At 49.4% G+C, this 19,287-nt stretch carries 32 protein-coding genes; 14 read left to right on the forward strand and 18 right to left on the reverse strand.

Annotated features, from left to right (window positions below; genetic code table 11):
* Positions 1–68: 68 nt before the first annotated feature.
* The 17 genes from D6C13_RS06000 to D6C13_RS06080 form a co-directional block, all read right to left on the reverse strand.
* On the reverse strand, positions 69–674 hold the full coding sequence (locus tag D6C13_RS06000; RefSeq protein ID WP_120131914.1) for a terminase small subunit: 606 nt from the start codon (positions 672–674) through the stop codon (positions 69–71).
* Between the two features lie 16 nt (positions 675–690).
* On the reverse strand, positions 691–873 hold the full coding sequence (locus D6C13_RS06005) for a hypothetical protein (protein WP_120131915.1): 183 nt from the start codon (positions 871–873) through the stop codon (positions 691–693).
* Between the two features lie 16 nt (positions 874–889).
* Positions 890–1,153, reverse strand: a complete 264-nt coding sequence (locus D6C13_RS06010; protein ID WP_120131916.1) for a hypothetical protein — start codon at positions 1,151–1,153, stop codon at positions 890–892.
* Positions 1,154–1,268: 115 nt separating this feature from the next.
* On the reverse strand, positions 1,269–1,490 hold the full coding sequence (locus D6C13_RS06015; protein WP_147408173.1) for an Ig domain protein group 1 domain protein: 222 nt from the start codon (positions 1,488–1,490) through the stop codon (positions 1,269–1,271).
* Positions 1,491–1,537: 47 nt separating this feature from the next.
* Positions 1,538–2,056, reverse strand: coding sequence for a DUF2514 family protein (locus D6C13_RS06020; protein WP_120131918.1), 519 nt, complete (start codon positions 2,054–2,056; stop codon positions 1,538–1,540).
* Positions 2,053–2,490, reverse strand: a complete 438-nt coding sequence (locus D6C13_RS06025) for a lysozyme (RefSeq protein ID WP_120131919.1) — start codon at positions 2,488–2,490, stop codon at positions 2,053–2,055. Before D6C13_RS06025 ends, D6C13_RS06020 begins: the two co-directional genes overlap by 4 nt.
* On the reverse strand, positions 2,474–2,770 hold the full coding sequence (locus tag D6C13_RS26170) for a phage holin family protein (RefSeq protein ID WP_120131920.1): 297 nt from the start codon (positions 2,768–2,770) through the stop codon (positions 2,474–2,476). The genes D6C13_RS06025 and D6C13_RS26170 overlap by 17 nt, the downstream gene beginning before the upstream one ends.
* Complete coding sequence (locus D6C13_RS06035; RefSeq protein WP_120131921.1) at positions 2,767–3,144, reverse strand: putative holin; 378 nt, start codon at positions 3,142–3,144, stop codon at positions 2,767–2,769. The genes D6C13_RS26170 and D6C13_RS06035 overlap by 4 nt, the downstream gene beginning before the upstream one ends.
* Before the next feature lie 109 nt (positions 3,145–3,253).
* A complete protein-coding gene (locus tag D6C13_RS06040) occupies positions 3,254–3,874 on the reverse strand; it encodes a methyltransferase domain-containing protein (RefSeq protein WP_120131922.1) in 621 nt (206 codons plus the stop codon).
* Positions 3,795–4,721 carry a hypothetical protein gene (locus tag D6C13_RS06045; RefSeq protein WP_120131923.1) on the reverse strand — a complete coding sequence of 309 codons (927 nt, stop codon included), beginning with the start codon at positions 4,719–4,721 and terminating at the stop codon, positions 3,795–3,797. Before D6C13_RS06045 ends, D6C13_RS06040 begins: the two co-directional genes overlap by 80 nt.
* Positions 4,715–5,266: a hypothetical protein gene (locus D6C13_RS06050; RefSeq protein WP_120131924.1), complete on the reverse strand. Its 552-nt coding sequence runs from the start codon at positions 5,264–5,266 to the stop codon at positions 4,715–4,717. Before D6C13_RS06050 ends, D6C13_RS06045 begins: the two co-directional genes overlap by 7 nt.
* Positions 5,267–5,460: 194 nt before the next feature.
* On the reverse strand, positions 5,461–6,282 hold the full coding sequence (locus tag D6C13_RS06055; RefSeq protein ID WP_120131925.1) for an antitermination protein Q: 822 nt from the start codon (positions 6,280–6,282) through the stop codon (positions 5,461–5,463).
* 17 nt (positions 6,283–6,299) lie between these two features.
* Positions 6,300–7,646, reverse strand: coding sequence for a replicative DNA helicase (locus D6C13_RS06060; protein ID WP_120131926.1), 1,347 nt, complete (start codon positions 7,644–7,646; stop codon positions 6,300–6,302).
* Complete coding sequence (locus D6C13_RS06065; RefSeq protein ID WP_120131927.1) at positions 7,643–8,524, reverse strand: ATP-binding protein; 882 nt, start codon at positions 8,522–8,524, stop codon at positions 7,643–7,645. The genes D6C13_RS06060 and D6C13_RS06065 overlap by 4 nt, the downstream gene beginning before the upstream one ends.
* Before the next feature lie 8 nt (positions 8,525–8,532).
* Positions 8,533–9,339, reverse strand: a complete 807-nt coding sequence (locus D6C13_RS06070) for a helix-turn-helix domain-containing protein (protein ID WP_120131928.1) — start codon at positions 9,337–9,339, stop codon at positions 8,533–8,535.
* Positions 9,336–10,160 carry a BRO-N domain-containing protein gene (locus tag D6C13_RS06075; RefSeq protein ID WP_095921511.1) on the reverse strand — a complete coding sequence of 275 codons (825 nt, stop codon included), beginning with the start codon at positions 10,158–10,160 and terminating at the stop codon, positions 9,336–9,338. The genes D6C13_RS06070 and D6C13_RS06075 overlap by 4 nt, the downstream gene beginning before the upstream one ends.
* 29 nt (positions 10,161–10,189) lie before the next feature.
* Positions 10,190–10,396 (reverse strand): helix-turn-helix domain-containing protein, encoded by a 207-nt coding sequence (locus D6C13_RS06080; protein WP_095921510.1) that lies wholly within the window; start codon positions 10,394–10,396, stop codon positions 10,190–10,192.
* Positions 10,397–10,506: 110 nt separating this feature from the next.
* Here D6C13_RS06080 and D6C13_RS06085 point away from each other — a divergent pair, with 110 nt between their 5' ends.
* The 11 genes from D6C13_RS06085 (at position 10,507) to D6C13_RS06130 (ending at position 14,673) form a co-directional block, all read left to right on the forward strand.
* Positions 10,507–11,139, forward strand: a complete 633-nt coding sequence (locus D6C13_RS06085) for a LexA family protein (RefSeq protein WP_120131929.1) — start codon at positions 10,507–10,509, stop codon at positions 11,137–11,139.
* A gap of 242 nt (positions 11,140–11,381) precedes the next feature.
* Entirely contained in the window at positions 11,382–11,708 is a 327-nt protein-coding gene (locus tag D6C13_RS06090; RefSeq protein ID WP_095921508.1) for a hypothetical protein, read from the forward strand.
* Positions 11,705–12,013 carry a hypothetical protein gene (locus tag D6C13_RS06095; RefSeq protein ID WP_095921507.1) on the forward strand — a complete coding sequence of 103 codons (309 nt, stop codon included), beginning with the start codon at positions 11,705–11,707 and terminating at the stop codon, positions 12,011–12,013. Before D6C13_RS06090 ends, D6C13_RS06095 begins: the two co-directional genes overlap by 4 nt.
* Positions 11,997–12,287 carry a host cell division inhibitor Icd-like protein gene (locus D6C13_RS06100; protein ID WP_120131930.1) on the forward strand — a complete coding sequence of 97 codons (291 nt, stop codon included), beginning with the start codon at positions 11,997–11,999 and terminating at the stop codon, positions 12,285–12,287. Before D6C13_RS06095 ends, D6C13_RS06100 begins: the two co-directional genes overlap by 17 nt.
* Positions 12,274–12,444 (forward strand): hypothetical protein, encoded by a 171-nt coding sequence (locus D6C13_RS25595; protein WP_167457990.1) that lies wholly within the window; start codon positions 12,274–12,276, stop codon positions 12,442–12,444. Before D6C13_RS06100 ends, D6C13_RS25595 begins: the two co-directional genes overlap by 14 nt.
* On the forward strand, positions 12,434–12,631 hold the full coding sequence (locus D6C13_RS06105) for a hypothetical protein (protein ID WP_120131931.1): 198 nt from the start codon (positions 12,434–12,436) through the stop codon (positions 12,629–12,631). Before D6C13_RS25595 ends, D6C13_RS06105 begins: the two co-directional genes overlap by 11 nt.
* On the forward strand, positions 12,628–12,984 hold the full coding sequence (locus D6C13_RS06110; protein ID WP_120131932.1) for a S24 family peptidase: 357 nt from the start codon (positions 12,628–12,630) through the stop codon (positions 12,982–12,984). Before D6C13_RS06105 ends, D6C13_RS06110 begins: the two co-directional genes overlap by 4 nt.
* Positions 12,985–13,094: 110 nt before the next feature.
* Positions 13,095–13,475 (forward strand): hypothetical protein, encoded by a 381-nt coding sequence (locus D6C13_RS06115; protein WP_120131933.1) that lies wholly within the window; start codon positions 13,095–13,097, stop codon positions 13,473–13,475.
* Positions 13,476–13,484: 9 nt separating this feature from the next.
* Positions 13,485–13,871 (forward strand): hypothetical protein, encoded by a 387-nt coding sequence (locus tag D6C13_RS06120; RefSeq protein ID WP_120131934.1) that lies wholly within the window; start codon positions 13,485–13,487, stop codon positions 13,869–13,871.
* An 11-nt stretch (positions 13,872–13,882) separates the two neighbouring features.
* Complete coding sequence (locus D6C13_RS06125) at positions 13,883–14,308, forward strand: hypothetical protein (RefSeq protein WP_120131935.1); 426 nt, start codon at positions 13,883–13,885, stop codon at positions 14,306–14,308.
* Positions 14,305–14,673: a hypothetical protein gene (locus D6C13_RS06130; RefSeq protein ID WP_120131936.1), complete on the forward strand. Its 369-nt coding sequence runs from the start codon at positions 14,305–14,307 to the stop codon at positions 14,671–14,673. The genes D6C13_RS06125 and D6C13_RS06130 overlap by 4 nt, the downstream gene beginning before the upstream one ends.
* 475 nt (positions 14,674–15,148) lie before the next feature.
* On the opposite strand, the gene D6C13_RS06145 is transcribed toward D6C13_RS06130, so the two are convergent.
* Complete coding sequence (locus D6C13_RS06145) at positions 15,149–16,339, reverse strand: tyrosine-type recombinase/integrase (protein ID WP_120132067.1); 1,191 nt, start codon at positions 16,337–16,339, stop codon at positions 15,149–15,151.
* A gap of 174 nt (positions 16,340–16,513) precedes the next feature.
* On the opposite strand from D6C13_RS06145, the gene sapC reads away from it, so the two are divergent.
* Genes sapC through sapF form a run of 3 tightly spaced genes read left to right on the forward strand, consistent with a single transcriptional unit; the run spans position 16,514 to position 19,205 of the window.
* Positions 16,514–17,404: a putrescine export ABC transporter permease SapC gene (sapC, locus tag D6C13_RS06150; protein ID WP_120131939.1), complete on the forward strand. Its 891-nt coding sequence runs from the start codon at positions 16,514–16,516 to the stop codon at positions 17,402–17,404.
* The gene (gene sapD / locus D6C13_RS06155; RefSeq protein ID WP_120131940.1) at positions 17,404–18,396 is read left to right on the forward strand and encodes a putrescine export ABC transporter ATP-binding protein SapD; all 993 of its coding nucleotides are present in this window, start codon (positions 17,404–17,406) and stop codon (positions 18,394–18,396) included. The genes sapC and sapD overlap by 1 nt, the downstream gene beginning before the upstream one ends.
* Positions 18,396–19,205, forward strand: a complete 810-nt coding sequence (gene sapF, locus D6C13_RS06160; protein ID WP_120131941.1) for a putrescine export ABC transporter ATP-binding protein SapF — start codon at positions 18,396–18,398, stop codon at positions 19,203–19,205. The genes sapD and sapF overlap by 1 nt, the downstream gene beginning before the upstream one ends.
* The last annotated feature ends 82 nt before the right edge of the window (positions 19,206–19,287 follow it).

Raw genomic sequence — 19,287 nt, forward strand, 5'->3', positions numbered from 1 at the left:
AAACAGTGCATAAAAGGCACATCAAAATGCATAGGGTTTTTATGCTTCCAAGTGCCTGTTTTGCACTGTTAACCCATTAACTTGCGGTACGCTTCAGCAGCTTCATCGGCGGTCAGATTGGTTGTCTGAATTGCACCGCCATTCGGCCCGCTGATTTCGGTTTTCTTCGGTGCTTCCCAACCGCGCATTTCTGCCAACTGTTTGATGGCCGCTTTCGGATCATGAAGTTTTATCTTCAGCCCATCCTTCCCCGCAGTTAGCTCAGAGATTGCCGCCATCTGTTCGGGTTTCAATTCGTTGGCATTTTTGAATGACCAGGCAGACTGAGTAACGGGATTGCCGTCATCATCTTCACCGACAACTTGAGTACCGAACGTCGCCAGGTCAGCAATGGATGTGCGCCCCATTACGCTGAGGCGTTCCATCGCTTCTTCGTACGTCATGATGGCTTCGTTGACAGCTTCGTACCGAATACACTTCAGGAAGGCCTGCACGTTAACATTAGTTAAGATTTGGCTTGCCGATGCTCTGGCCGATTCGTCTGTCTTTGCCTTCCCCCCAGCAGCCTTGTAGGCGTCCGTCTGGTTCTTGCCATTGAGCAGTTGAGTAACGAACTTTTGCTGTAGTTTCGTCAGGGCATCGAAAAGCGCCTTTTGTTCTTCTGTCAGCGTCATTTCGACTCCTTGGTTCCTACTTAATGAACGTAACCTTCGTGGTTATCAGTCGGCGGATTAATCTTGCGGCTTCACGCTCCATCTCAGCGATGGTTTCCGGTGTTGCTGGCTTACGGGCATATTTACGCTCAATGGCGGTTAAAATATTGTTCACATCTGCATTTTGAGGGTGGATGATTTCAACGTTTAATCTGGACATTCAAGGCCTCACGCGCTTAGCGACATCCAACGTTCACAATGCCACCATGTACCATGATGTTGTTTTTTAGCTCGACGCTTTTTGATGCTCCGCCTGCCACCGCTTCCTCAGACTCTTCTTCATAAAGTTTCAAAAAAGCGCCCCTTACAACTTTAACAATGGTGTTCGCATGGTCTTGATTGCGTTCGTCAAATATCCGTAGGCTAGAAAATTGCTGTTCAATAACACTCAGTGCCGAAGCTTGAACGTGCTGGGGTAACCCTTCAAATTTGCGAGTCATTTAGAATTTCCTGCTAGGTAGATGAATATAACCCTCGGCATTGCCTTAACCGACAACCGATGATTCATTGTGTTTCTTCTGTCAAAGGCACTCAGTGAATGCCTTTTGCAGAATTTTATAAATATTTTTTAGCCAGGGTGACCAGCTCTGCTTCCGCTTCACTCCCGAGCTTCTCAATGCCGTGCTCTACGAACGCCACGAACTTGGAGAATGCGGACTTTGCATCTTCCAGTGGAGACTGGACGGCTGCCGCTGTTTCAACCGGCTGAATCTCGGTGGTGGAGATTTCAGTCACTGGCTGAGGGTCTACTACGGCGTCAACTAATGGTTCAGACATAATGGTTTCCTTGATGAATAGGCTTTTAAGCCATGCGAGAATTTTGTTCATTTCTTTGCGCTCAATGCTGCGTATGAGGATTCACACGCTAATCCCCGGACTCTTGACTGGTCAGCAATGGCTGCCAGCTTTGTTGCTCTTTCATCAGCGCGGCGGAACAGCTCGGCAAGCACAGTGGATCCGCTGGTAGTTGCTTGGCCTGCTCCGGCAGCTGAGGATTTGCAGGCTCTTTCACGCTCTGTAAGTCTGGCGGCAAGCTTGTCTGCCTGTTTGTGCAGGCTGTCAGCTGTAGAAGCAGCAACGGCAGCATCACTGTGAGCAGCATCAATCTTGTTCTGGGCATCTGTAGATATCGCATCGATTTCACCCTGCTTACGTTGTTCTTCAGTTCTTGCAGCGGATTCCAGTTGGGCCAGCGCCAATGCGTCAGCTTTGTCACGCTCAGTCCACTTCAGTTGCCATTTTGCATCTGAGGCATGCATCCCTTTGACATAGCTACCAGTCGTTAAGGCGAGCAGGAAAAAGGCCAGGGCAATTGGTTTCCAGTACGCAGAAAGCCAGTTCATGATAAGAAAAGCGCCCTTTCACGCTGACGACGTGGAAGGAGAATATCTGGGTTGTTACCGGCTTTCTTCCACATCAGAAACGCGTCAGCAGCTCCGGTATAGTCTTTAAGGTTCAGCTTGCGAAGCACGGTAGAACCAATAAAAGCACTCGCGCCAATATTGAATACCAAGCTGCAAAGCGCATCGTACTGATTCTGGGTGAGAGTGAGTTTTACGTTGTCATTGATGGCCTTCTCTGTCCACTGCAGGTCTGAGCGCAGAAGTTGGGATGATTTATCAGACGTGATAACCATTCCTTTGGTGACGGGAACGCCATCAACTAACCCGGTATGCCCGGTGCCAATAGTTGGAATGCCTCGGCTATCCAGATAGCCAACCAGCTTTTCCCCCTCTTCACCCTTCAGTTTCGCGATGCCGCTATTGCTGATCTGCATGTGATTCTCTCTTTCTGAAGATGTGCATCACATTTCCCCGAGATCGGTAGAGAGAAATGCACAGCGTGATGTTTATCGCTGTCTCTGCCCAGTCTGCTTTGTGATACTCGCCAGTGATGATCCGGATAGCTATCGCAAAACACGCGACTATCAAAATGCAGGCAAATACGGAACCGACCCAGTTGTGTTGCTTTTCACCGCGTCGAAAAGTGAACAAACGGACGGCTATCAAAAAGCAGACGACGGCATTGACGTTCAAAAGCAATATTTCAAGGGTCATTTCCCACCTCCTAAGAAGCGGTCTAACAGCGATGACTGACCAGCAGGCTTTGCAGCAAAGAGCATCAAAACTCTTACTGCCGAAGCAGAAGCGATCAATGCGCCAATAGGTTTCTCAACCGATATGCTGGATGGGAGGATCGTAGAAAGAAGAGCGGCGGCGAATCCAGAGGCAAAGTAACCAACTGCAATCGAAACGAAGAACAGAAGCATCCTTTTCCAAATTGGGAAGTCGGTTGCTGAGATGAGAAATACTACTGCCCCAGCGGAGGCCGCAATCGCCTCTCCGGCGTTTATGCCTGAGAGTAGACCAACAAGCGTCACACCAGTTACCGCCACTGTCGCCGCTGTTGTTCCAGATATTGGTTCGGCCATTGTGGGACTCCATTTTTTGTGTAGTGAATAGAGCCGCGGCCACAAAGTTAACGAGGGTTAGATTGCTGATTGGTCGGGCTCTAAATAAGAAAGCCAGCAAATCGCGAGCTTAGAAAGAGGTGCGGCGGAAAGCGTAAGAAGCAACGCCTTTACGCCCGAAATCACACTCGATGGTGTTCTGCTCAATGCAGGTAAAACCCTGCTCAGCAAACCAGCCCCTGATACCTTCATCAGTGAAATACCAAATGTGTTCATCCTTTCGGAAGTGGTGCGATCGAATGATTTCACCAGCGTCGGCAAAGATAGGGATCGAAACGAAAACGAATTCCGTCGCCTGCTGCACGGCCAGTTCCGGCTCATCGATGTGCTCCAGAACATCCCACATTGTCAGCGCCAGCCACTTATTCGCGTAGAGGTCTGCGTAAGCCCCTCGTTCGTTGAGCCACGCAATGCCAGTAGGGTTAACATCAAACCCCTGCGTGTCAGGGCGAGATTCCACGAACTGCCCGGCACCAATACCCACATCGAGCACAGCACCAGCATAATGCCGCTCTACCAGCTGGATGCGCGCCCGTGTGAGCGCATGCCCAGTCTCGGTATCTGCTAATTGTTGATATTTTGCAAAATAATGCTCGTCGTAAGGACGTGATTTAGGAACCGGATAACGCCCGATCCCCAGCTCGGGGAGGAATACCAGCCCGCTGTTCAATTCTTGATAAAACGACTTCATTCAGCCAGGCCTCAAATTTTGATTCGAAGTTAGAAATCCGCCTGTCGCATTGGTGATCCCACGCTTCACAACGGCAATAATTATCAGGGATAGCCCAACCTACACAGCGCAAGTCCATATCGGGATCGGTGACAATCTCCGGCGCGTTATGCCCGCCACGCCCACCAGCCACAACGTACACAGGCGTTTTGTAAGCTATAGCCGCCGGTAGAGCCCAACCCACTGGGCTAACGACAACGGCAGCGTGCTCAACCAGACGCATAAGTTCTTTTATGTCGAGTTCACCAGCGTGCAGGTTCAGGTCGGCTTCAGGTTCATCTCCCACTAACCACTCTTCTCCCTCCTTCAGATCGGCCACGCTGATCACAAAGAAGTTCTGACGCAGAATGCGTGAAGCTTGCACAAGATAGTCAGGGTCTGGATTGCGGGAATCGCTGCGCCATTCAGAGCGAACGGTCGCTGGCCGTATGACAGCAATGGGTTTCTGTGCAGTAAACAGCGGCGAACCGAATGAAGGCAAATCCAACACCGCCGGGTCTACCCCGAACTGTTTACGCATTGCGTCAAATATTGATCCACGCGCCAGATCTGCAGGACCGTAGAAGATTCGCTTCGTTTGTCGCGGTGACGGTGGCGGATAGAAAGTCGCCTCGCTCTGCATCTCGTTTTTGCGCTGAGTCCTAAGCGTGGTATCGCTTCGAACCGGTTTAATTGGCAAGTCTTCATACAGTTCAGGCCATGACGTTTTGATGTATGTGCCCGCTGGGAGATTTTTTAGGAAAGCTCGCTGATAAATGGTGTCACCCATCCCCAGCATGCCTTCAATGTAAATTGGGGGATTTAACATGTGACCTCACGTAAGGCAGCCTCAAGAGATAAACGACGAAAGCATTTAAGCGTCGTCTGGCGGCTGCTGTTGATAATGTTCACACTGCCAGGTAGTTCATGCGCCAGCCGCTCAAATTCTCCAAACCATCGCGTCACATTCTCTGCCGTCGGATTATCCAGGCTGGTGTGATCTCCGTGCCAGTGGCTACCGTTAGCAATTGAGCAATCGAAACCCAGCAAGATGATGTCTCTGAAGCCGAGCCAGTGAGCAAAGAGAATCGCCCGCTGTCCGGAATTGAAGGTATCGCCCGTATCAGTCGGAAAAAGGTTCACCCCATATCGAGTATGAGCTCGATTGTTGCAAGACCAGCGCTGAGGCTTTTCTGGGAGGTTCTGGACATAGATATCCCACCAGCGCAAATCACCGGCGTAGATGTGGGTGCATTCTGGTACCGCCTGCCACGATGAATTAACAGCGATGACCGGCAGCCCAGATTCTACGGCCAGCGCACAATCAGCAAGAGTCAGCGATGGGCCAGAAGCGCAGATAACGACAGCCGACATATTGCGTTACCCCAAACAAAAAAGACCGCCAAATTGGCAGCCTCAGAAACGCAAAAACCCCGGCGGGTGCCGAGGTCTTGAATGTTTTAATAAGCGCTCATCTACAGAAACGCCCATGATTTAGAGAAATTACGCCAAGTTCGGACAAAATGCAAGACTTTATATTAAAAATGTCTTTATGATCCCCGATCACACTATCTACTGGTGATTCGTTGGAATACAACATCAGCATGGTTCTCTTCCTGCTCGCATTTGGTCACCAGCGACTCGTACAGCGGACGCCAGTTACGATTCCATGTCCTTTCTTGCAGGTCAGGTAGTAGCGCCACAATCGCTTTGTAGGCTGTTGTGCCGGGTGTCCGTTTGTATCCTCTGCCCGCACACCGATCACAAGTCTTATCGACCGGAACGCCGAGAAGGTTTGATTTTTCCAGGTCACGCACGCGGCCGGTGCCATTACAGCGACAACGATCTGAAATCACGCCTTTGCCGATGCACGTTTGACAGAGGACATCATGAATTTCCACGCCCTCTTTTTTGGATTTCATCTCATCATGATAAAGCAACCCTAAATTTCCCGGCAGCGCATCAAGATATTCCTGTCGGTCGATTGCCATCTGATTTCTGAATGCCCGCTCCTCTTTGATAAAGCCGTTACCGGAACAATCCATGCAGGTGCTCACACTCCCAGCTGACTTGCAGTATTCCGAATAGGCCATCTTCGCGAGGATCACCATGCATTGCGCCATCCGGCGGCCAGCTGCTTTACCAACGTGCTTACCGGCGTTCTTCATGGCGTAGACAGAAAGCCGTTCAATGGTGCGCTGACCGTCCTCTTTGCTGATGCCATTTTTACCGAGGAAAGCGCCCATCCCGAAAGATGCCTGAGATTCTGCCATGCCCAGACAGGCCGCAAGGTCTGGCCCCGTCAGAGAATCTGAGGCTGTCGCTGGCGGCACGTTGGTGAACGTTTGGGTTTTAGGGTTGAACTGTTTAAGTGCGTTTTCGAGTTTCATCGGATTCCCCTAAATTATTAGCGCTTTGAATAACGGCGTGATGGTACTTCGGCCTGCTGACGGCAACGATTCGCCGCTTCTGCCTGATCGATTGGCAGGAAATGCCCGTATTTGAACTGACGGTAAACGGTTCCGAGCGGCCCGTTACGGTTTTTGGTCACGTTAATTTCAGCCAAGCCCTTGGCCGGGCTGTTTTCGTCGTATATCTCATCCCGGTAGAGCATCATGATCAGGTCCGCATCAGCCTCAATGTTTCCGGAGTCCTTCAGGTCGGCATTCACAGGCCGTTTGTTTGTGCGCTGTTCTACCCCGCGCGATAACTGGCTGAGGGCAACCACCGGCCGTCTGATACGTTTCGCCAGAGCCTTAAGTCCGCGCGACACTTCGCCTACTGCAATATCATGCCGCTGGCTGCTTGAGAGTTCGATAAGTCCGAGGTAGTCAACAAAGATGATCGCCAGTTCCGGATGCTCTAATGCGTGGCGTTCTGCTGACTCAGCGATTTGGTTCACGTCCAATGTGCTGGCATCATCAATCCAAATTGGGCGCCCAGTCATGCTTTGAATGCCCATTCCGATCCGCGCCCAGTCTTCGTCATGTAATGCCCGTGGAGATTTCAATTTCGAGGTTGAGAATCCCCCCGCGCCAGCAACCTGACGTTCTGCAATCTGAGCACCAGACATCTCCATACTGAAAAATAAAGCCCCGCAACCCTGCTCGGTAATTTTGTCGATGAGGTTTAAAGCGAATTCAGTTTTCCCCATCGAAGGTCTGGCGGCCAGCAGAATGAGGTCCGTTAAATCAAAACCACCCGTAAGCTGATCCAGTTCCTCAATCCCGGTGAGGATGGTGCGGCTTTCTTCGCGCCCTTCCATTCTTGATTCAAGTTTTTCAGCCATCCCGGATAGCAGTTCGTCAATGTGAACCGGTGCACGGCTGTCATCGCTGAAACTCAGCCGCTGAATACCACTTTGCAGCTGCTTTATAGCTGCCATTTTTTCATCGGCATTACGGGCGGAATCGAACTTCTTCAAAGCGCCAGCCATCATTTCCTCTGCACCACGCAGGAAGTGATTACGCTTGACCATCTCGGCGTAGTGCTTCAGACCAGGCGCTGCCCACGCAAGACCTGACGCTGCAACCGTAAGGGCCTCATAGCCCTCGCCCAGCGCGTCAGACACCAGGAAGGGATCGGTATTCTTCCCGTCTAAGGACTGGCGCTTGATTTCCAGATAGATTTCGCGGTACTGCCGGATAGAGAAAGCATCTGCAGGTAGCAATCCAAATACCTCAAAAACTGTCGCGTCGAGCTGGCGCAGCAGCAATCCGCCGATTACGGCTTGCTCGGCTTCTTCGTAAGTCATGCTTTCACTCCAGACTGACGATAACTATCCCAGTTGAACGCCAGCACCGAACCGCCGCCTTCGCTCATTCTGTCAGTCAGTCGCTCGCCAATAGATTCCGACAATTGGGGCATGGTCAAATTGCTAATCAGAATGGTCGGCAACATGTTTTCGTAACGATCATTGATAATCTGGAACAGAATGATTTTTTCAGCATCAGAGCCGTACTGCACACCCACTTCATCGATGATCAGCAATCCCAGCGATGCGTAATAATCAATAACATCAGCTTCAGTACGTTCGGCGTTCTTACCCCATGTGCTTTTCACAGCGCGGATAATGCGCATAACATCGGTCAGGCGGACTGACTCCTGATGCTGACGGATAACTTCCTTCGCCAAAGCCACGGCCAGATGATTTTTCCCGGTACCGCATTTGCCAATCAGGATTAGGCCGGTTCCCTTTTTGGAAAGCTCAGGGAAGGATTTCGCGTAGCTCTGGCAGGCGTTTAAATTAGTTCTGGCCGCTTTGTTGACCACTTCGTAGTTGCTGAATTCGCAGTGCTGAAAACGCGGAGTAATGCCTGCATCATCCATCAGGCGATCGACCAGCAACTGTTTCTGCTCGTTTTTGACTGCCTCGATTTCATCCACAACACAGTCCGGACAGCGCGACTCCAGCGTGTGAAGTCGACCGCGCACTTCCTGAGATAAAACCGTCTGGTTAAAATCACCGTGGAGCTCACATGTCACCGTTTTTTTCTCATGTCCGGTGTACCAACGGTTATCAGTCGAAATAACACCGTTCGCGAGTTCCAATGTCGAATCCAGCTCACGCAGGCGAGCGGACAGGTCGCTTATTTTGGTCTGATACTGGTTCTGGAAATAAAAATTGCTCATGTTCGCTCCTAAAAATTAATCTGTGAATCGCCGTAATCACGGTTATCAAAGCCGCTGTGGGTATTGGTTCGACCAGCACGTAGCGACTGACCGGCCACAATCCATGTATTTTCGAATTCACGGGCTTTACCGAAAAACCGTTGCCCCTGCATCACGAACGTGGTGCCCGTCTGTCCCTTGGCCTGGCAGAACGTGGCATAGCGGATTACGCCTGCCAGCATTGCTTCGGGATCAATGCCTTCACGTACCCGGGCATTCCATGCGCTGTATGCGGAGTTTTTGGGATTGCTGCCCTCTCGGGCCGGATATACCTTCCACGCCTTTTCGAATTCTTCTGGATAAGCGTATTTATTTTTCTTGGCAGGTGGTTCATCGCCAGATGCTCCAATTGTTTTAGGTTCACTGACTGGTTCATTGACTGATTCAAAAGAGTGACTGATTCTGGGTGAATCTCCTGCACCACCCCCTAGTGAATCTCCTGCACCATATGGTGAACGTGCTGCACTAAGTAGTGAATCTCCTGCACCACCCCCTAGTGAATCTCCTGCACCATCTAAAGTCAGGTAATAAAGATTGCTGGAATTCCCTTTTACACCGGGACGCAGTTCTTTTTTCAGCAGACCAAGTTCGCAAAGGGAGTCGATGTGATTGATGACAGAGCGGCGGCTTATCTCACACTGATCGGCGATGTGCTGAAGGCTCGGCCAACATTCGCCTTTGTCACTGGCGTTATCAGCCAGCTTAAGCAGGACGAGCTTGCGCAGCGGGTTACCGACCCTGATTTTCATTGCCTGAACCATCAGCCCCATACTCATGCCGCACCTGCCAAATCTGTATCGTGGGAATATTTGCCGTCCCAGCTTTTTTTCATGGGCAGGTTGCCCTTGAGGTAATGGCGATAAAGCCAAACGGCTCCCTTACGCAACAGGATAGGCTTCCATGTATCGAAGCTTTCCGTATCACAAGGATCCACGCGGTTGTGTCTTTCGCGAAGGTACAAATCACGGGCGTAGGACTTCACGCGCCAGCTGGCATTACGTGAATCCGGGCGTTCGTCGTAAAGCCATTCATTCTTTTCCAGGAAGGCATTAACCTGGCTGACATTTACGCCATTAAGCTGTTTGCAGAACTGGAAGGGAGTCATGCCCGGCTGAAACAGGTTTTCCAGATGAGAAATGTATTTGGCCTGACGCTGGACATAACCTTCTGAAATGCGACGCTGTTCGCGTTCATCTGCCCACGCGCGCGCCGCGGCTACCTCATCAGAAAAATCAGGCATTGCCGAAACTGGCTCCAGACCATAAGAACCTGTGGCACGAATGGATGGCAGTACATCGGCGGTGATCCAGCGCTTGAAACGTTTTGCCTGTGGTTTACGACTTTTGAGTATCAGTGTGTATAAACCGGATTCATTGACCAACAGTGGTTTGCGCCCCGAACCGGAATACTGTTCCTGTTCGCATTTATCTTCGTCATCAACTGCCAGTAGCGCTTTATGGGTATGGGAAAGTCCCAACGCTTCGCAGACATCCACCGCGAAAAACCACGGAGAACTATCGATCCGCACTGTGCGCACCGATGCCAGCAATTCACCCGCATCAGATTTGAAGTCGAAAGTTTTGATTGCACTATTCATCACAGATTTCCTACTGATTTTCGTCTGAACTAGGCATGGTCTTTGATGCCGTTTAAAAGCCAGTGCGGCGAACAGTTAAGAGCCTCCGATATTTCAAGGAGATGGCGGGGGCGATGAGATGTCCCTGCCTCAATCCTCTGAATTGTCTGTTGTTTAATTCCGGCCATAATTGCCAGTTGCTTTTGCGTCAGCCCCAACTTCAATCGCCGTTCTTTCAAGCGGTTCGAAATAGTCATGTAACAATCCCCATATACAACGTTTGTAGTATTTGAGTACACATTTCGTTGTTTGTCAATTACAATGATTGTTGTATGCTGTTTGGGACAAATTTATGTGGGGTGTTAAAATGCAATTGGCAGACAGGATCAAGAAGCGTCGGCTAGAACTGGGACTGACTCAAGTTGAGTTAGCCGAACTTACTGGTACAACCCAGCAAGGAATAGTGTCCGTTGAATCAGGAAGAACAAAAAGGCCACGCTACCTACATGAATTAGCCAAGGCACTTCAGTGCGATCCTGAGTACCTAATTTCTGGTAGAGAAGCTGGAAATGTTTCCTTTGCCGGAAGCTATGTCCCTGGTCAACGATACCCAGTTTTAAGTAAGGTTCAGGCTGGTTGCTGGAACGAAGCTATTGAAGCCTATACACTGAAAGACATAGATTTATGGTTGGAATCTGATGCACATATCCAAGGAGATGCCTTCTGGCTTGAAGTAGATGGTGACTCAATGACAGCCCCAGTTGGCTTGAGCATTCCCGAAGGTACGTTTGTCTTATTTGATACTGGCCGAGAGCCTGCTAACGGAAATTTGGTTATTGCGAAACTAACTGATTCTAACGAAGCTACATTCAAAAAATTAATAATCGACAGTGGTCAACGCTATCTTAAAGGCCTTAACCCGGCATGGCCTTTAGTACCAATCAACGGGAATTGTAAGATCATTGGCGTAGCTGTAGAAACCAAATTGCGACTCCTTTAAAACTGAATTTGCAGTAAAACTAAAACATAAGCTCCCTATCTGGGGGCTTTTTTATTGGTTATTTTCCAGCCATTCAAGCTAATCAACCCCTAACCTACGCCCTAAAACACCTCTCATTGAAATTAATTAATGTTTAAATACAATGGATTATATTAATTACAACAAATAAAACTACGTTCGTTGTTTACATAATACAACGAAATGAGTATTCTCATTTCAACGGCATTGAACGGAGCGTAGATATGGCACATCAAGTTTATGACTTAATAGAATGCGAGTCTTTTTCACTTCGCATTTCATCTGGTGAATACCAGTCATTTATGGTTGTCGATAATAAAAAACTATTTCATCATTTTCGAAAAACTAACGAGGACTTCAAATACAGATTAGTAACACACCTGTGCTTTGATTCTCCTATCTTCGCAATTTATAAGAAAGCGGGTGATTTTGAGATACTTGTCTGCGCTTTCTCAGAAGCTAAAGAAATAAATAGTGAAGCTAAAGAAATTATCAAAAAATCTGAAAAACTCAGAATGTCATTCCAGGGTCTTATGGAGTATTCAAAATGATAAATATTGCAGACCTGATTATTGATACTGATGGAAAAAAACTAACAACTTCTGAGTATCAAAAAATAGCAAACAATGCTGCTGCAGGGATTGATTATGTGCTTTGCGGAATGAAATCAATTGGCTCCCTGATGTTTTGGGCGGCTGGCAACAGTGATTACGACGGTCAAATGGTAAAAGTTGATATGCAGAATTTAGGTATGCTCATTGAAGCCAACGCTAAGTTCTTAGAAAGAATGCTCGAAGTCGAATCCAGTGCCTTGTACAACCTGAAAGAAGGAAAAACAGATGATAACGAACAGTAATTATTCGGCTCTGGGTTCAACGCCCGTTAAAGCCCAGAGCCTGACCTTAAAACAAACCTGCGCCAGCGGATTAGTTAATAAGGCTGATGCTGATATTAGCACAAGTATATTTCTGTTTGCATCGGTTAAGCGTTCTGATTCGAAGGCAAAGCCCGTCATGATCCGCATCCAGGCATTCTCTGAGCATGAAGCTCGTCGGGAACTGGTTCAGGATTACATCCTGTCTTTAGCGGCCCGCCTGCCAAATAAGGAGTTCGCTAATGTCGCAAATTGATTGCTTAGCAGCTGAGGATGCACTTGAGAAAATAAAAGCTCTTGCAACCGCAGCTGGATATCTTAATAACAGTGCCGAGCAACTTAATTTGATGCTTGGCATTCTAGAGGTTATTTCACAAGCTGCTGCTGAGGGGTTAAAGAAACATGTCGCGTGATATCACTTTAGAACAAGCCGCTGAGCGAGCCTCTCAAGCTGAAGTAATTCTAATGATGTTGGAGAGTTATCCGCATCAATTAGAAGACAGTGAATTACTGGCGATTGTTTCTTTATTGAAGCGCCTTACAGGTAATGTAGCTGCATGGTTGATTGAGGAGAATGCTATGCAAGTGGTGAAAAAATGATTGCTCTTTCATCCGTTCAAATGAAGCCAAAGCGTAATACGGTGATTACGTTCCCTCACGATGCAAAAGGAAGGCTAATTGCAATAATGCCCGACGACACAATGACCGGAGAAATTGAATGTCGTTCGACTATTATTATTGACAATAAGAATCAGAAGTATTTAGAAGATGGAGTTTTCGCTTTCTACATCGACGGTATATTTATGGTTAAGCGTCTTCAATTTTTACCTGATGCTATTTTGGTTATACCAAATAACAAACATTATCAAAATTGGAAAATTGAACCATTAGATAAATGCGAACTAGTAATTATTGGCCGAGTGGTTATCAGCCTGTCAGAAAGAGCGCATTAATATATAGAACCACTGAATACACAAAGCAGCATTGAGAAAATACGAAATTTAAATACGGCCTAACGGTCGGGGAAATCCGCATCCTAAAAGCCAGCATCGGAGTATTAGCGATGAGTATTAACGAAAAAGTATCACCACAGCAAAAGATTGAACGATATCGCCAGCGCCAGGCTGCTGCGCGTTATGAAGCAATGATCCAGAAAACTGGGAGCAACTGCGTTCTGGTGAATCTTCCCGACGGGACTTTAGCGACTGTTGAGTTAAGTCAGCAGTCACTTCAGGACGCGCTCAAGTATTTCGAAGGCGTGGCTTATGGCGAATACAGCCGGGCAGAAGCCGAAGAACTAATCATCAAACTCTACAGCAGTAATTTAACCAAACACGGCGACAAGCTCACCGAAGCTGGAAACGCATTCATGAACGACCTGATCAAACAGACCGTGATGATGGCGAAAGAGCAAGGCCTTGGCGGCGAACAAACAATCCATTAAGGAGACGCAATGAAACTGGTACCTAAGAAAGAACGTGCGATTGATGAATCCTTCAAAATTGTGCAATCCCCTGTGTTCGTCGTGACACGTCACGGCTGGCGTAAGCGCTGCCTGAGTCGTAGCGCAGCACTTAACAACCTTGCGCATTACATGGTGACAAAGACATTTCGCCGCTCGGGCTGGCCTACGCATGAAGATGACACACCAGTTATACGCGATGGTGTTCTGATCCACCAAATGGGTGAACACACCGCTTCTTATTTCGCTGCTCACTACCGCTGCATTCGCCGTATTCGTTTGCTATTGGCTCGAAAACTGGCAATCGCAAAGTGGCAAGAGAAGCATGAAGAAATGAAACAGCAGTACGCCGAACTGCTCAGCAACAAACCTTTTTAAGGGGAAAGATCATGACTTCCAATGCAAGGTCCCCGGCACAACGCCGGGATATCAAGGCGCTTCATGAAAGAGCTTTAATTCAAGTGGCTGACGCTTATCTCTTTCACTTAATCAGCATCCATCGACGCCCCGTCTATCGACATCGCTTTGGTGACATCTTCCTGAATCAGCCCTCAATTATCGGGTTCCTGGATTCCCACTTGGAGGACTCTGGTCGTACTACAGAGCAACGATGGAACTGGTATGTGCATATCCTGGATTTTGAAGCGATGTTAGCTGAGAAAAAAGGCGGGTTTATTCATTGGGGGAACTTACCAACATTGAAGCAAAGGGGGATTCGGTGGATTGATTGCTGTTTCGACCAGTTGGGCGACATGGTTCAAGAATTGGGCTGGGAAGCTGCGATGAAACTCTGCAATCAGGAGGGCAGACGATGAAAAATCCACACGTAAAATTTGAAGAACTCATTACCATTGCGGACCATCTTGCGGCGCTCATTAATGCTGAAGATTCGATCATTGATATCGAGCGCCAGCTGAAGGCTTCTATCGACAATGATTCTGGATGGCGTAACCGCGCAAACCATGCGCTTGCGTCATGGAAAGGGACGCGTAGGAGCATTACGGCTCGCCTTGCTCTTCTCCGTCAGCGAGAGAAAGAAGCTAATCAGCAAAGCCGTGAAAAACATGGAGAGTTTTTGATTGAGGAAATGAAGCGCTACATACCACGCGTGGCATTCATGGCGTGTGACCATCGCGCAAAGCTCCGAATGGAGGCTCTGAAATCGGAGGCTCCTAATTGATGCCAACGCTGCGTAGGCTATCAAAATCGAAACTGGTTGATGTCAACGATACTCTGATTCAAGCCACTGTGAAGATTGATGACGGTTGCGACTGGACAGCGTGGAATGCCTGGAAGATGAGGGAAAAGTATCGAATGCGTAACGGAATCTATGAGCCAGAACCGCCGCGGCCACGAGTAGCGCCAGTGAAAATTGAGCCAATTAAGAAGCCCCGGAAACGGGGTTATAGGGTAGTCCAGAAAGCGATAGGAGCTGTGTAAGATGAATACCGCAAACACCAATAATGCAGCCACTGATGAAATCATGCTGACCAGCGATGTTTTATCTCGCTACAAGATTTCACGCAGCACTCTTTACTTCTGGAGCACGCCAGAGAGAATGCCAGCAAGCTTTAAGCGCCCCTTCCCACTGCCTGCCATTGGCGGTAGCCCGAAGCGCTGGAGAACATCAGATGTGCTGAAGTGGGAGCAAGAAGTTAATGCGGCGCCAGTGGCCGACCAACAACTTTCTCCAGATGTTCAAGCCACACAGTCAGCCACTGGTGCTGATCTGCCAGGTAGTCATGAAGGTTATAACGAGCCATAACGCCCCCCATCTGGTGGCCGAGTAGCTTCTCGATAACGTGGGGCGGCGCGCCGAGTTCTGAAAGGCGTGTCGCAACCGTTCTCCTCAAATCATGAAGAGACCAATTCTTCATTCCAGTTTTACTGATCACCTGAGCGGAGTACGCCGCTATTCTTGGCTGCGCTGGTGGCTTATCTTCACGATTTTTAAAGTGAGGTGGAGTCAGCACATGCTTCGTGACCGAAAATTTCTGGTGTTCTTTCAAGAGTTGAGCAGCACTCTCCGGCAGCGCCCGGCGCACTGTCCGCCCGGTCTTATACTCACTGGCTGGCACGGTCCACGTCTTCTCTTTGTAATCGAACCATTCCCATTTTGCCGTTCGTATCTCAGTACTCCGGCAACCTGTCATCAGTAAAAAGCGGATCACCAACTGCTGTGATGATGGCATATCGTCCAGGGAATCCCACAGTACTTTTATCTCGTCATCGGACAGCTTTCTATCTTTCATCGCCGCGGTTAAGCCAACGTCAGAGCGACGTAATGATTCGATAGGGTTGACCTCAATAACGTCACGATTTGAACAGAATCGAAACGCACGCTGCATTAAGCCCAGCACCTCACCAGTAACAACACGGCGCCCCATTTTATCGAACAGGCTTAGCCAGTGGGATTTTGTGGTCTGGTTAACTATCATATTGCCGAGCACAGGTTTGACGTGGTTTTCAAAATTCAGTCGGTTAGCCCTTATTTTGACTATGCCCTCCGGTTTGCAGTAGTGCTCCTCCCAGTAATTGAAGGCGTCTTCTACCGTGTAAGCATCAACCTTTTGTTGTCTTTCCAGTTTTACTTGTCGGCGCGGATCGTACCCTTCATTTATCCACGTGCGAAATTGCTGTCTACGTTCCCTTGCTTGAGACAGTGTTATAGAAGGATAATCACCTATGCTTAACTGTACTGGCTTCTCTTCCCAGCGGTAGCGATAGAAAAATGTTACACCACCGGAAACTGAAAGCCTGACGTTCAGTCCGTGTGCATCAGAGATTACCTCTACTTTGTCTCGGCGCTTTCCAAGTGACTTTCTGAGTTTGGTATCTGTAAGCAATGTGTACACTCCCGTTTCATATACACAAGAGTGTACACAAAAGTCACAAATTGAAGCCACACAAACTAAAGCACGATAAAGCGTAATGAAGCATTATTTGGACTTAAGGTAATGATATGAAAGTTAAAAATAAATCAAAGCAAACCACAAGACAGAGAATTGAAGTGAAAGCATATGCCCTTCGATAATGTATACCGCGAAAAACAGGCACCGAGTCCGCTGCGCCATACGTGGGGGATTTTCTATCGCGACACGCTGTCGATGATCGGCTTCTACGGCGTGCTCGGGCTGCTGCTGTTATGCGTTTTTGGCCATCTGCTGGCGCCTTACGCACTCGACCAGCAATTCCTCGGCTACCAGTTGCTGCCACCTTCATGGTCGCGCTACGGTAACGTTTCTTTTTTCCTCGGCACGGACGACCTGGGACGAGATTTACTCAGCCGGATGTTAACCGGCGCGGCACCGACCATTGGTGGTGCGCTGGTGATAACCCTCGCGGCCTCTGTGTGTGGCGTGATTATCGGCGTACTGGCGGGGATCACCCGCGGGCTGAAATCAGCCATTCTTAACCACATTCTGGATACGCTGCTTTCGATCCCTTCCCTGCTGCTGGCGATTGTTGTGGTGGCCTTTATTGGCCCGAAACTCGAGCACGCGATGCTGGCCGTCTGGCTGGCACTGTTGCCACGCATTTCGCGCACCATTTACAGCGCAGTGCACGACGAGCTGGAAAAAGAATATGTGGTTGCAGTTCGCCTCGACGGCGCCTCGACCTGGCAAATTCTGCGTTATGCCGTATTGCCGAATATCGTCGCGGTGCTGGCAACAGAATTTACCCGCGCCTTATCGATGGCGATTCTGGATATCGCGGCATTGGGCTTTCTGGATTTGGGCGCGCAACTCCCCTCGCCGGAATGGGGAGCGATGCTCGGTGATTCGCTGGAGCTGGTGTATGTCGCACCGTGGACCGTCATGCTGCCGGGTGCCGCCATTCTTATCAGCGTTTTGCTGATAAATCTGCTGGGTGACGGTGTGCGCCGGGCAATTAATGCGGGAGTGGAATAATGCCGTTACTCGATATCCGCAATCTGACCATTGAATTTATGACCGCCGACGGGCCAGTCAAAGCCGTTGACCGCGTCAGCATGACGCTGAATGCCGGTGAAATCCGCGGACTGGTGGGCGAGTCCGGGTCAGGTAAAAGTCTGATTGCCAAGGCGATTTGCGGCGTCACCAAAGACAACTGGCGCGTGACGGCAGACCGTATGCGCTTTGATAACATCGATTTGTTGCAGCTGACGCCACGCGAGCGGCGCAAACTGGTCGGGCAAAACGTGTCGATGATTTTTCAGGAGCCGCAATCCTGTCTCGATCCTTCTGAAAGTATTGGCCGCCAGCTGATTCAGGCCATTCCCGGCTGGACCTATAAAGGCCGCTGGTATCAGCGCTGGAAATGGCGGAAAAAACGCGCCATTGAGCTGCTGCACCGCGTCGGGATTAAAGATCACAAAGACATCATGGCCAGTTATCCGTACGAACTGACCGAAGGTGAATGTCAGAAGGTGATGATCGCCATCGCGCTGGCCAATCAGCCGCGTCTGCTGATTGCCGATGAGCCGACCAACGCGATGGAACCGACGACACAGGCGCAGATTTTCCGCCTGCTGGCACGACTGAATCAGAATAATAACACCACGATTTTGCTGATCAGCCACGACCTGCAAATGATGAGCAAATGGGCCAACCGCATTAACGTATTGTATTGCGGTCAGACTGTTGAGAGCGCCGTGTGTGAAGACCTGCTTGCCGCACCGCATCATCCTTACACACAGGCGCTGATCCGCGCGATGCCTGATTTTGGCCGTTCATTGCCGCATAAAAGCCGTCTGAATACGCTGCCGGGGGCAATTCCTTCACTGGAACATCTGCCGATCGGCTGCCGTTTGGGGCCGCGCTGCCCTTACGCACAGAAAAAATGCATCGAGACGCCACGCCTGCGTCTGGCTAAAACGCACGCTTACGCCTGCCACTTCCCGCTGAACATGGAGGAGCAATAATGGGCGAAACCCTGCTCGAAGTCCGTAATCTGAGCAAAACGTTCCGTTATCGCACCGGACTGTTCCGCAAGATGAATCTGGATGCGGTGAAACCGGTCAGCTTTACGCTGCGTGAAAAACAAACGCTGGCGATCATCGGTGAAAACGGTTCAGGTAAATCGACACTGGCTAAAATGCTTTCCGGGATGGTTGAACCGAGCGGCGGCGAAATCCTGATTGACGAACATCCTCTGGAATTTCGCGATTATCGTTTCCGCAGTCAGCAAATCCGTATGATTTTTCAGGATCCGAGCACCTCACTTAATCCCCGTCAGCGCATCGGTCAGTTGCTGGAAGCGCCTTTGCGCCTTAACGGCGAAATGGACGCGCAGCAGCGTGAACAACGCATCAACCAGACACTGCGGCTGGTCGGTATGCTGCCGGATCATGCAAACTATTACCCGCACATGCTGGCATCCGGTCAGAAACAGCGTGTTGCACTGGCGCGGGCACTGATCCTGCAACCCAAAGTGATCATAGCCGATGAGGCGCTGGCCTCTCTGGATATGTCCATGCGTTCGCAAATCATCAATATGATGCTCGAATTACAGGAAAAACAGGGGATTTCATACATCTACGTGACACAACATCTTGGCATGATGAAGCACATCAGTGATCAGGTTTTGGTGATGCATGAAGGTGAAGTCGTCGAGCGTGGCAATACCGCTGAAGTGCTGGCAGCGCCTCTGCATGACCTCACGAAAAGGCTGATCTCAAGTCATTTCGGTGAAGCCCTCACGGCAGACGCCTGGCGTCGCGACGGCAATTAGCGCGGCGTTAAACTGGCGGTTCATAAGCTGAATATATAAACGGTGCCTTAAAACAGGCACCGTTTTTTATCTCTGCAATCGG

Origin of the sequence: Rahnella woolbedingensis, from assembly GCF_003602095.1 — a bacterium.
Lineage (GTDB): Bacteria > Pseudomonadota > Gammaproteobacteria > Enterobacterales > Enterobacteriaceae > Rahnella > Rahnella woolbedingensis.